We start from the raw sequence: 11,873 nt of genomic DNA on the forward strand, positions 1-11,873 counted from the left end.
TAGATGATTATAGAATTCACACCAAAATGGATAGCATGGGAAATAACCAGAAGATGTAATCTAAAATGCATCCACTGTAGATCTTCATCAGAAATAGAAGTCAATGCACATCCTGATTTTTCCACAGAAGAAGCATTTAGAATCATAAATGATATCACAAGTTATGCAAAACCTGTTATAGTGCTTTCAGGAGGCGAACCTCTGCTCAGAAAAGATGTATTTGAGATTGCACGCTATGGTACGGATAAAGGACTAAGGATGTGTCTTGCTACAAATGGAACTCTTGTTGATGATTCGGTCTGTGATAAGATTAAGTCTTCAGGAATGAAGATTGTATCCCTTAGCCTCGATGGTTCAAATGAAAAAACTCATGATGATTTCAGAAATCAGAAAGGTGCATTCGAAGGAACTATTCATGCCGCAACACTATTCCGTAAATACGGCATCGAATTTATTATCAATTCATCTTTTACAAAAAGAAATCAGGAAGAAATACCAAAGGTATATAAACTTGCAAAGAACATCGGTGCCACTGCATGGTATATGTTTATGATCGTCCCAACTGGCAGGGGTGAGGAGATAATGAACGAGCTTATATCAAAGGAGGATTATGAAGAGATTCTCGAATGGCATTATCACATGGAAAAAGACGAAAAGGATATACTTGTAAGACCTACTTGTGCACCACATTATTACAGAGTAGTCCTTCAGAAATCGAAAGAAGAAGGGACTAAATTCGAAAGGAGGACTTTAAAATTTTCTACAGGCGGTGCAAAGGGCTGCATTGCTGGACAGCTCATAGCACTTATTGATGTTGATGAAAATGTTCTTCCATGCAGCTATTTCCCGAAATCAGCAGGAAATCTTAAAAATCAATCTTTCAAGGATGTTTGGGAAAATTCACAACTTTTCAAAGAACTTAGAGATTTTAAAAGTTATAAAGGCAAGTGTGGATCATGCGAATACATTACAGTATGTGGCGGGTGCCGGGCAAGGGCATATTCAATATATGGAGACTATCTGGAAGAAGAGCCTTTTTGCAGTCATATTCCTCTAAAAATGAAAATTAAGAAAAATGGAGGGAATCATGAATGATACATTTCTAAAAGCCTGTCGAGGCGAAAAAGTGGAGTATACACCTGTATGGCTCATGCGTCAGGCAGGAAGGTACCTTCCTGAATACCAGGCTATCCGATCACATATCGATTTTCTCACTCTCTGTAAAACTCCCAGTCTTGCAGCTGAAGTTACATTACAGCCAGTCAATCTTCTTGGAGTTGATGCTGCAATATTATTTTCCGACATCCTTATCCCAGTAGAATCTATGGGCATGAAGCTTGAGTTTTCTGAAAAAGAAGGTCCTTTACTTAGCGAACCAATCAGGAATAAATTATCAGTAGAGCGATTGGTTATTCCAGACATCGAGGAAGATCTCTCTTTTGTTTTAGAGACTATCAGAATTCTCAGAAAAGAGCTTAAAAATAAAGTCCCTTTAATAGGATTTTCTGGTGCACCTTTTACGCTCGCTACTTATATGATCGAGGGTGGGACATCAAGGAATTTCCTTCATACAAAAAAATTGATGTTTCAGCATAGTAACGTATTTGATTATCTTATGGAAAAAATTGCTACAACCATTACTGCTTATCTCTCTGCACAGATACATTCTGGTGTTCAGGCGGTACAGATTTTTGATACATGGGCAGGGATTCTGTCTCCTGTCGATTACAAGACATATGCTCTTCCATATGTAAAAAAAGTTATTTCCGAGATTAAAAAAGAAGGAGTACCGATAATCTATTTTGTAAATGACTGTGCGGGAATTCTCAGGGAAGTTAAGAAAGCAGGCGCTGATGTTATAGGCATAGACTGGAGGATTGATATTGCTGATGCAATCAAAAAACTCGGTAAAAAGCTTGTTGTGCAGGGAAACCTCGATCCATGTTCATTATTCCTTTCAAGAGAAAAACTTGAAGACAGAATAAAAGATATTTTATGGAAAGGTGAAAATGCAAAAGGTCATATATTCAATTTAGGACATGGTGTATTACCTCAAACGCCTGCAGAAAATGTGATTGCGATGGTAGAGATGGTCCATTATTATGGAAGGAAAAGTTAATAATATTAAAAAAGAAACTATAGGTGTCATGCTACTTAATCTTGGCGGTCCTGATTCTCTTCAGGCTATTAAGCCCTTTCTCTATAACCTTTTTTCAGATAGACAGATTATACGGCTTGGGCCTTCCTTCATGCAAAAACCATTAGCATGGCTAATATCTTCAATAAGGTCCAAAAAAACCGAAAAGATGTATCGCATGATAGGTGGTAAATCACCAATACTTGATATAACAATGGCTCAAGCAAAAGCACTTGAGGAAACACTGAATAAGAAATCTTCAAACAATCAACTATCAACTATCAAAACTCAAATTTCTTTTAAGGTATATGTAGGAATGCGATACTGGCATCCACTGATTGAGGATATCATCTCTGAAATTCATAGAGATGGTATAAGGAAAATAATCGCTCTAAGCCTTTATCCTCAATATTCTATAGCTACATCGGGTTCTTCTCTATCAAAATTTGATGAGGCAACAAAATTTTTTAATATGGATACAATGACCATTCCATACTGGAATAAACATCCGCTATATATTGAGGCTCTTATAGATATGATAAAAAAAGGGATAGAATCATTCAGCCCATCCTTCCCCCCTAAAGGGAGAGGGATTGATGAGGAAGATATCCATGTTCTTTTCAGTGCACATAGTCTACCCAAAAAGATTATCGAGCAGGGGGATCCTTATGAGCAACAAACTAAAGAAACCATTCAAGAAATAACAAAACTGATACCTCTGAAATGGCATCTCAGCTACCAGTCTAAAAGTGGACCTGTTGAATGGCTTGGACCTTCTACCAAAGAGAAATTACAGGAACTTGCCCAAAAAAAAATTAAGAATATACTTGTCGTTCCAATAAGTTTTGTTTCTGACCATATCGAGACTCTCTTCGAAATAGATATCCTTTATAGAAATTTAGCTGAAAAACTTGGTATGAATTTCAGAAGAATAGATTCACTAAATACTTATCCTAAATTTATAGACGCACTTGCTGGAATCATAATTAAAAAATTGATTGATTCTGGCTAAATTCAGCCTATACTTACCTTGACTTTAGTTAAATATCTATGGTAAATGGTAAAAATCGAAATTTATTTTTTTATTACCTATCTGCTTCAATTTTGTAGGAGAAAGCTCTGTAAATATAAAGGCTTTTAAAGGTGGCATACATCCTCAAGATAAAAAAGGATTTACATCAAATAAACCTATAGAAGAACCAAACCAACCAGAGAGAGTTGTTATTCCGCTGACACAGCATCTTGGTGCATCGTGCAAACCACTTGTGTCAATAAATCAGGAAGTAAAAAAGGCGATTTAATCGGAGAACCTGGAGGTTTTGTCTCAGCTCCTGTCCATTCATCAGTATCAGGAAGAGTATTAGCAATAGGAACATCTTTTGCAATATATGAAGCTGTCCGGTATGGAAAACCTTTGATAGAGCGAACTATTACTATAACAGGAGAAGGTATAAACAACCCAAAAAATCTTTTAGTAAAACCAGGTACTCTCAGCTCTCATCTTATCGAAAATTGCGGTGGCTTAAAAGATAAAAATGTGAAAGTCATATCAGGTGGCCCAATGATGGGTTTTGCCTTAGCTTCACTTGAAGTGCCTGTTACAAAAGGCGCATCAGGCATAGTTGCTTTAACAGCCAGTGATATTATACATACAAGAGATTTTGGACCATGCATAAGATGTGGTAGATGTATTGAAGCTTGCCCTATGGGACTCATGCCTTCAATGATGAGTATTTATGCTGAAAAAGGATTCTATGAAGGAGCAAAGGAATATAATCTCTTTGATTGTTTCGAATGCGGTACATGTGCATTTGTATGCCCTTCGAAAAGACCAATTGTCCACTTATAGACAGAGGGTTTAAAACCGAGATATTTGGTATTCAAAAGAAAAAGCCAATTAAAACATGACAATCAGGGATATCATAAAAATAACATTGAATCTCGTCATAGTATATATTATCGGTGGTATAATCCTTGCTGCTGTTTATGCCCGAACTTCTCCAATTATATATAGGAATACTGTAAAGGAAAAAGAAACAGCATTGAAAAAACTTATGCCCCGGGCTGATTCGATACAAAGGATGGGTGAATGGATTACTCATGAAAAACATGCTGAATATTTTATTGCAAAAAAAGATAAACAGATTATCGGATACATTATTGAATCTTTTGGTAAAGGTTACTCAAGCTATATTGATACACTCATTGCTGTTGATACAGACTTAAGGGTTTTAAACATAAGTATCCTCGGCCATGCTGAAACCCCTGGACTTGGAGACGAGATTGAGTCAGAAAGTTTTAGAAACCAGTTTGCAGGAAAAGATATAGAACATTTGAAAGTATTAAAGACAGATACAAAAGATTACATTCAGGCAATATCAGGAGCAACTATCTCAACCAGAGCTGTTGCAGAAGACGCTGTAACGAATGGAGTAAATTTTTTAAAAAAAACATTAAATGAATAGAGTAGAAAAAATAAACTATATTGAACTTCTGAAAAATGGAATATTTAAAGAGAATACAATCTTTAAACTTGCACTCAGTCTATGTCCTTCTATTGCAGTAACAAATAATCTCAGAAATGGCTTTTTAATGGGGACCGCTGTTCTTTTTGTCCAGGTGATGGTAAACATCACAATATCCCTCATGAGGAATATTATTCATCCAAGGATACGTCTTCCTGTTTTTATGCTTGTGATTTCAGGTTGGGTGACTGTAACTGATATGACAATGGCAGCATTTACACCTGAAGCTTACAAACAGATGGGGCTTTATATACAATTAATAGTTGCCTTTGCCTCAATACTGGCTCGCGCTGAGATGTTTGCAAGTAAAAACAAGTTTGTTCCTTCCATGTTTGATGGAATAGGTATGGGACTAGGATTTCTATTTGCACTCACTATAATAAGCCTATTCAGAGAACTCCTTGGAAAGGGCTCAATATGGGGTTATTCTGTAATAAGCGGAAAACCATTATTGATAATGATACTGCCTGCAGGAGGTTTTTTTGCTGTTGGTTTTCTTATGGGTTTATATAACTGGATAGACATAAAATACGGTAAAAAATATGAACGCTGATACTGGAAAAATCTTTGAACTTATTGTTTCAGCATCTCTGATTAATAATTTTGTCTTCACCCGTTTCCTCGGCCTCTGTATCTTCTTTGGGGTTTCAAAAAGAATGGAAACAGCAATCGGCATGAGCATCACTTTCACTGCTGTTATGATGATCAGTGCTGCTTTGAGCTGGCTTGTCTTCAATTATGTGATGCTACCTCTTGATATTACTTTTTTAAAAATCATTATATTCATCGGAATCGTTGCTGGTTTTGTCCAGGCATCAGATACTATCATGAGAAAAGTTTCTCCTGTGCTTTATTATAAACTCGGAATCTATCTCGCTCTAATATCAACGAACTGCATTATTTTAGCTGTTCCTTTAATCAACGCTGGAGAAAGATATAACTTAATCGAAAGTCTTTCATTTGCACTCGGTTCAAGTCTTGGCTTTGCTCTTGCACTTATCATCATGGCCAGCATTCGTGAAAAGCTTGAGCTTTCAGATATACCGGCACCATTCAGAGGACTTCCGATTGCATTTATAGTAACAGGATTGATCGCCCTTGCATTTGCAGGGTTTTCGGGTTTAATAAAAGTCTAATATGATTTTACAACTGTAAGGCTATGACAAAAATCCAGGATGTTTTCACATATGTATTTCAGTTCTTGCAGCTTGCTGATATATTTAATTCAGCTATTCCACTTGTTGGCGTTGGTGGTGGTATTGAAGCTAAAGAGCATGTTCATTTTATACAAGTTCTGAAATCATCTTTAATTTTTCTTGGAGGGATCAGCCTTTTATTCGGACTTGGACTTGCTTTGGCTACAAAAAAATTTTCTGTCAAGATTAATCCACTTGTCGAACAGGTAAAAGATGTTCTTGCAAAAACACACTGTGGTGCTTGTGGTTTCGCAGGTTGCGAACAATATGCAGAAGCTGTAGTAAATAATCCTGATGTTCCACCAAATCTTTGCACACCAGGTGGAAAGAAAACTGCAGAAGCAGTTGCTCTTATAACAGGAAAGAAACCAATAATGAGGGAGCCTGTATATGCAAGAGTATTATGTAAGGGTGGTTTGAGTAAATCTAAAAAAAGATTTATTTATGAAGGAGTTCAGGATTGCAGAGCTGCAATCCTTGCAGGAGGTGGTGACAAGGCATGTATATACGGATGCCTCGGTTATGGGACATGTGTAAAGGTATGTCCCTTCGGAGCTATAACTATGACCAATGATCAACTCCCGCAAGTTGATATTAGTAAATGCACTGGTTGCAGAAAATGCGAAGCAGCCTGTCCAGTCAAAGTAATTGAAGTAATACCTGCATCAAAAAGTGTTCTTGTAACCTGTCATTCCCATGACAAAGGCCCTGTTATAAGAAGTAATTGTCAAACAGGCTGCATTACATGCGGTATTTGCGTAAAAGTATGCCCTTTTGAAGCCTTATCCATAGAATCCAACCTTTCGAAAATTAATCTCGATAGATGTAAAGTTTGTGGATTATGTGTTCGGAAGTGCCCGACAAAAGCTATTTCAGACTTTATTCCTGAAAGACCAAAGGCTAACATAAATGATAATTGTAATGGTTGCCATATCTGTTATGACATATGTCCTGTTGATGCAGTTTGTGGAGAACCAGGCAAAAAACATTCTATTGACCGGGCTAAATGTATAGGGTGCGGAATCTGCAGCGGTAACTGTCCGGTTCAGGCAATAGAAGGAACATTCAATTCCCCAGTAGTGTCAGATGTAGTTGGGAAAATTTCCCGGGCAGCATAAGAAACCCTCCTGGTGATATTGAAGAAAACCTCATTCTTTGATATAGTGTAAATAGCCATTCAAACGTTTTCAAAAATAAAAAAATTATGATTAATAAATTATTAAATTATCTTAGATCTAATCATATTATCAAGAAATATAACTTCTCTGATGAAGAAATATATGAATTTGCAGATTATATTAAGAATGAAATCACATCCCAGCTCGAAAATATCGTTAGAACAGTTGAGGACGTCATAAGTATTGAACCTACCCTCGACTGGAAAGAGATTTTAGCTAAAGCAACAAAAATTATTGTGAATTTTCTACATGCAGATGCAGCGTCAATCCGAATTTTTGACCCAGAGACTGATAGGCTTCTTGCATTAGGCTCGTATCAGTATTCTGAGACAGGAAGATTAAAGAGTATTCCTGTTGAACAATCTGTTGCAGGTAAAGTTATAAAAAGCGGAAAAAGTTATCTTGTACCAAATATAATGACGGAGCCTGATTATAAGAACAAGGATATTGTTAAAGAGTATGGATTTAATTCTCTAATGGCTATTCCAATCAATATTCCCGGCTTTCTTTTTCGTGAAAAAAATATACAGGGAACAATACAAATTTACTATAAACAAATCAATAAAGATTTTGATCCCCTCGAAGTTGTTAATGCAGAAATGCTTGCAAGAAGAATAAGTCACGTTCTTGCAAGAAAACGCATCCTTTATCTTCAGAAACTGAACATGCAAAAAGAAAAAATCGTTGAAAAGATTTTTGTCAAGCTCAGCCACAGGGAAGGGATTAAGATGAAAGATGTCTTCACAATGATGATTCCAGAACTGGTCGACATCCTACAGATTCAGAGCTGCTCTCTATTTTCAATTTCATCGGATAGAAAATATGTTCAGTTAGAACTTGAATATCCACATGGCCAGGAAAGTTATGATATTAGCCGTTTATACTCAATAAAAGATCATCCATATTTTTCTGCATTAATCAATGAAACAGAAAAAAGAGGGGATTACATGTATGATAGAATCGATTCATCATACATCCTTATTAAGGATCCCTTGAAGAGCAGACTATCTAATGACGAATTAAAAAGATACGCTTCAAAATATAATGTAAATTCAGTGCTTTTAATACCACTAAGAGCAAAAGATGAGATAAATTATTTCCTTTTATTCTATGCAAAAGACCGACGACAGGAATTTACCGAGCACGAGATTGAACTTCTCAGCTTTTTCGGTAAAGAGATTATGAAAGCTCTCAGGATCGAAAAACTGGATGATGTTCTTCATGATTTTAAGAATCCAAGTATCGCTATAGCTGGCTTTGCAAAAAGGGCAAAAAAACTTTTAGAAGAAAAAGATATAAGCAGTGTAAAAGATAGAATTGCCGAGTATTTGGACATTGTTATTCAAGAGGGTATTAGAATGCAGGAACTTGCTATCTTACCAACCATTGAAGGTCGTGAACGCACTGTTGATCTTACTGAAATTTTACTTATTCGTTTCAGGATAAATGAAGAAGCTATCAATGAACAGAAAAGGAAAAATATCAGACTTGTTAAGGATGAATTACAATCAGGATTATATATTTACTGTTTTCCATTCGGATTAGAGAGGGTTCTCGATAATCTGCTCGATAATGCAACAAAAGCCATACCAGAGCAAGGCGGTGAATTATCGATTAAGACTTATAAAAATGGTGATATGGCATGTTTCGAGATTCGCAACACCGGAAAGATACCAGAAGAAAGCATCGAACAGATTAGAAAAGGTGAAGTGAAAGGCAGAGGTTTAAATATTATATACCGATTTATTAATGCAATTCATGGCGAACTTGAAGTTTTTACAGACGATAATACCACTACTTTCCGGGCATCAATCCCAATGTACAAAAAATAACAATATTAGGGCGTGGATGTAGAGAAGGGAGTAGCGAGAGCAATGAAAATAATCGAAAAAAAGACAATTTTTGAGGGCAAGTTTCTTAGATTTGTAATTAACACTTATATTGACGCTTCTGGTGTGCAAAGGAAGTGGGAGTCTTTTGAACGCGTTAATTGTGCAGGTATTGTTGTCATAGTCCCGATAACAGACGACAAACAATTCTTACTTACGAAACAGTTCAGACCTCCTATTAATGGATACGTTATAGAATTTCCTGCTGGGCTGAATGATAAAGGAGGCCATCTTGAAGACGCAGCTCGCAGAGAATTGCTCGAAGAAACAGGATATGATGCAAAAGAATTGATTTTTCTCACTGACGGCCCCATGTCATCAGGTGCTTCTGGAGAAATACTTACTGCATATCTTGCGCGAGGACTGGAATATAAAGGCATACAAGGCAGGGATGAGGCTGAAGATATTGAAATTATTAAAGTGCATATGAGTGAGCTTGATAAACGATTATCTGAATTTAGGGCAGAAGGAATTTATATTGACCTCAAAATCTATGGTTTAGTTGAACTTGCAAAAAAGTTTTTGCCAATTCATTAACAATAGAGAATTGCATACGGGCATCAAAAGCCACAAATAATTGTGTTATTATAAAATTCATGCATCCTATACTAATAAAATTTGGCCCGGTAACTATACATACCTATGGTTTTTTCGTAGCCCTCGGGTTTCTGTTAGGTCTATTATTAGCGGTTAAGGAAGCAAAAAGACATGGTATCTCTGAGAATAAAATCATAGATCTTGGCTTTTATATCCTGCTTGCTTCAATCCTCGGATCAAGGCTTTTTTTTATTATGTTGAATGCATCTCACTATCTTAAAAATCCTTTAGATATTTTTAAAATATGGGAAGGTGGTCTTGTATTTTATGGAGGAGTTCTTTTTGCTATACCAACTGTTATCTGGTATGTAAAAAAACATAATCTTAGCACTTGGGATATTGCTGATTTATTTGCACCTTCGATTGCTATCGGGCACGCATTTGGCAGACTTGGTTGCTTCTCTGCTGGATGCTGCTATGGAAAAACTGCTGAATCATTGCCGTGGGGTATCATTTTTACTGATCCAAATTGTCTTGCTCCAACTAATATCGCATTGCATCCGACACAGCTTTATGAATCTGGGGGAGAGTTTATTAATTTTCTCATCCTTTTACTTCTTAAAAAGCATAAATCATTCAAGGGCCAGCTTTTCATGACCTATCTGCTTCTTTATTCCATTTTAAGGTTTATGGTGGAATTCTTCAGAGGGGATGTCGAGCGAGGATTCATCTTCGATAACCTCTCTATCGCTCAGGGAATCAGTGTAGTAATGTTTTTAATTGTAATAGCAGGAATGATAGCCTTGAAACGAAGGAACAATCAGGTTTAGAGCGGTAAGTATGCCTTTGGATTCAGATCCAGTCCTGCAATATTTCCTGCCTTAAAATGGTGATATCCTGCTGCTGCAATCATAGCAGCGTTGTCAGTACATAGTGAAGCTGAAGGTAGAAATAGCTCTACTTCCCTTTTATCACACATCTCTTTCATTTTTTCACGTAACTCGCTGTTTGCAGCAACTCCTCCTGAGATAACAACCCTTCTGAGCCATGTTTTTTTTATTGCCCATTCAATTTTTTTGACAAGCACATCAACTACTGATGCTTGAAAAGATGCGGCTATATCCTCAAATCTCACCTTTTCACCCTTTTCTAAAAAATTCAGTACCGCAGTCTTCAATCCGCTGAAACTGAAATCAAAAGAATTTGGAAGGTAAGCTCTCGGGAAATCGATTGCTTCTGGATTTCCTTCCTTTGAAAGCTTATCAATTACAGGGCCTCCCGGATATCCAAGACCAAGCAGTTTTGATACTTTATCATATGCCTCGCCTGCTGCATCGTCTCTTGTCCTGCCAAGCTCTTTATATTGTTGAAACCCATCTACGTGATATAGCGATGTATGGCCACCAGAAACAATCAAAGCCAAAAAAGGAAAAGATGGTTTGTGCTCTTCTAAAAACGGAGTGAAGATGTGACCCTCAAGGTGGTTTACTGCAATAAGCGGAATATTTTGCGAATAACAAAGCGCCTTTGCAAAAGAACATCCAACTAATAAAGAGCCTATCAGTCCAGGCCCATAACAAACAGCAATACAGTCTATATGCTTAAATGAAACCCCAGCACATTTTAATGCTTCATTGGCTACTGGCCAGATCATTTCTATATGTCTTCTGGATGCAAGCTCAGGGACTATACCTCCATACTTTTTATGTATATCTGTCTGATTAGAGATAATATTTGATATTATCTTTATTCCATCCTCAACAACCGAGGCAGATGTATCATCACAAGAAGTATCTATCCCCAGAATAAGCATAATTTTATAATGGTTTATCTATATTTTCAGGATGTATTATGCATTAAAAAAATCAGAAAATGCAGAATAGTTGAAAATTATAAGGGCAATAGAGAATGATAAGTAAAACCTTTCCTAATTAAAGAATGACAGATTATACCCGACCGGATTCTATGGCGCTCTTACTAACAGTAAAACACTTATCTTCAACTAATTTTCTTATAGTTTCTATTTTAGCTTTGGGATTTTTCCCGAGAGTAATCCTTACCATTGTGTTGTCATCGCTTGCTAATTTATCAAGCACATCTTCTGGAGTATGAGGATTTAATGCAACGCTATTTCTAACCATATAATTATCATCTTTCGCTAATTTTCTGAGCGCATCCTTGGAAGTATTCCTGTTTTTTGCAACAGCACTCCTGATAATCCAGTTTACATCACCGGAAAGAGAATCAAGAATCTCAGGCTGTGTATCCGGATCATTAGCAGCCTGCCATTTTGTTTGGAAATCACCCATTTTCAACCTCCTTAGAATTTCAAAATTAAGATATATTAGATTGATATTCACATATAATCTACATACTTTGTTTACTCATGTCAACAAGATAGCTAAACCCAA

12 protein-coding genes and 1 pseudogene are annotated in these 11,873 nt (G+C 36.6%); 11 read left to right on the plus strand and 2 right to left on the minus strand.

The window, feature by feature from the left end; genetic code table 11:
* Positions 1–9 precede the first annotated feature (9 nt).
* The 11 genes and pseudogenes from HXY53_04235 to lgt all read left to right on the plus strand — a co-directional run bounded on the left by HXY53_04235 (position 10) and on the right by lgt (position 10,292).
* Positions 10–1,095 carry a radical SAM protein gene (locus tag HXY53_04235; GenBank protein NWF75778.1) on the plus strand — a complete coding sequence of 362 codons (1,086 nt, stop codon included), beginning with the start codon at positions 10–12 and terminating at the stop codon, positions 1,093–1,095.
* Complete coding sequence (gene hemE / locus HXY53_04240) at positions 1,088–2,119, plus strand: uroporphyrinogen decarboxylase (protein ID NWF75779.1); 1,032 nt, start codon at positions 1,088–1,090, stop codon at positions 2,117–2,119. Before HXY53_04235 ends, hemE begins: the two co-directional genes overlap by 8 nt.
* On the plus strand, positions 2,103–3,149 hold the full coding sequence (gene hemH, locus HXY53_04245; protein NWF75780.1) for a ferrochelatase: 1,047 nt from the start codon (positions 2,103–2,105) through the stop codon (positions 3,147–3,149). The genes hemE and hemH overlap by 17 nt, the downstream gene beginning before the upstream one ends.
* Before the next feature lie 115 nt (positions 3,150–3,264).
* Positions 3,265–3,986, plus strand: a pseudogene (locus tag HXY53_04250) (SLBB domain-containing protein).
* 55 nt (positions 3,987–4,041) lie between these two features.
* Positions 4,042–4,602: an RnfABCDGE type electron transport complex subunit G gene (locus HXY53_04255; protein ID NWF75781.1), complete on the plus strand. Its 561-nt coding sequence runs from the start codon at positions 4,042–4,044 to the stop codon at positions 4,600–4,602.
* Entirely contained in the window at positions 4,595–5,215 is a 621-nt protein-coding gene (rsxE, locus tag HXY53_04260; GenBank protein ID NWF75782.1) for an electron transport complex subunit RsxE, read from the plus strand. Before HXY53_04255 ends, rsxE begins: the two co-directional genes overlap by 8 nt.
* A complete protein-coding gene (locus HXY53_04265) occupies positions 5,205–5,798 on the plus strand; it encodes an electron transport complex subunit RsxA (GenBank protein NWF75783.1) in 594 nt (197 codons plus the stop codon). The genes rsxE and HXY53_04265 overlap by 11 nt, the downstream gene beginning before the upstream one ends.
* Positions 5,799–5,821: 23 nt before the next feature.
* Complete coding sequence (locus HXY53_04270; GenBank protein ID NWF75784.1) at positions 5,822–6,976, plus strand: Fe-S cluster domain-containing protein; 1,155 nt, start codon at positions 5,822–5,824, stop codon at positions 6,974–6,976.
* Between the two features lie 86 nt (positions 6,977–7,062).
* Entirely contained in the window at positions 7,063–8,868 is a 1,806-nt protein-coding gene (locus tag HXY53_04275; protein NWF75785.1) for a GAF domain-containing protein, read from the plus strand.
* Positions 8,869–8,910: 42 nt separating this feature from the next.
* Complete coding sequence (locus tag HXY53_04280) at positions 8,911–9,462, plus strand: NUDIX hydrolase (GenBank protein ID NWF75786.1); 552 nt, start codon at positions 8,911–8,913, stop codon at positions 9,460–9,462.
* Positions 9,463–9,521: 59 nt separating this feature from the next.
* Complete coding sequence (lgt, locus tag HXY53_04285; protein NWF75787.1) at positions 9,522–10,292, plus strand: prolipoprotein diacylglyceryl transferase; 771 nt, start codon at positions 9,522–9,524, stop codon at positions 10,290–10,292.
* Here the strand turns inward: lgt and tsaD are convergent.
* Both tsaD and HXY53_04295 read right to left on the minus strand, forming a co-directional pair.
* A complete protein-coding gene (tsaD, locus tag HXY53_04290) occupies positions 10,289–11,275 on the minus strand; it encodes a tRNA (adenosine(37)-N6)-threonylcarbamoyltransferase complex transferase subunit TsaD (GenBank protein NWF75788.1) in 987 nt (328 codons plus the stop codon). The two genes, lgt and tsaD, sit on opposite strands and share 4 nt — an antisense overlap.
* A gap of 133 nt (positions 11,276–11,408) precedes the next feature.
* Positions 11,409–11,771, minus strand: coding sequence for a HEAT repeat domain-containing protein (locus tag HXY53_04295; GenBank protein NWF75789.1), 363 nt, complete (start codon positions 11,769–11,771; stop codon positions 11,409–11,411).
* Positions 11,772–11,873: the final 102 nt, after the last annotated feature.

The organism is Nitrospirota bacterium (genome assembly GCA_013388455.1).
Lineage (GTDB): Bacteria > Nitrospirota > Thermodesulfovibrionia > Thermodesulfovibrionales > SM23-35 > JACAFF01.

Bases quoted from the DNA above. Each gene is read 5' to 3' on its own strand.
- HXY53_04275 (NWF75785.1), top strand. From the start codon at position 7,063: ATGATTAATAAATTATTAAATTATCTTAGATCTAATCATATTATCAAG.
- hemE (NWF75779.1), top strand. From the start codon at position 1,088: ATGAATGATACATTTCTAAAAGCCTGTCGAGGCGAAAAAGTGGAGTAT.
- rsxE (NWF75782.1), top strand. From the start codon at position 4,595: ATGAATAGAGTAGAAAAAATAAACTATATTGAACTTCTGAAAAATGGA.
- HXY53_04270 (NWF75784.1), top strand. From the start codon at position 5,822: ATGACAAAAATCCAGGATGTTTTCACATATGTATTTCAGTTCTTGCAG.
- hemH (NWF75780.1), top strand. From the start codon at position 2,103: ATGGAAGGAAAAGTTAATAATATTAAAAAAGAAACTATAGGTGTCATG.
- HXY53_04265 (NWF75783.1), top strand. From the start codon at position 5,205: ATGAACGCTGATACTGGAAAAATCTTTGAACTTATTGTTTCAGCATCT.
- lgt (NWF75787.1), top strand. From the start codon at position 9,522: ATGCATCCTATACTAATAAAATTTGGCCCGGTAACTATACATACCTAT.
- HXY53_04280 (NWF75786.1), top strand. From the start codon at position 8,911: ATGAAAATAATCGAAAAAAAGACAATTTTTGAGGGCAAGTTTCTTAGA.
- HXY53_04295 (NWF75789.1), bottom strand. From the start codon at position 11,771: ATGGGTGATTTCCAAACAAAATGGCAGGCTGCTAATGATCCGGATACA.
- HXY53_04255 (NWF75781.1), top strand. From the start codon at position 4,042: ATGACAATCAGGGATATCATAAAAATAACATTGAATCTCGTCATAGTA.
- tsaD (NWF75788.1), bottom strand. From the start codon at position 11,275: ATGCTTATTCTGGGGATAGATACTTCTTGTGATGATACATCTGCCTCG.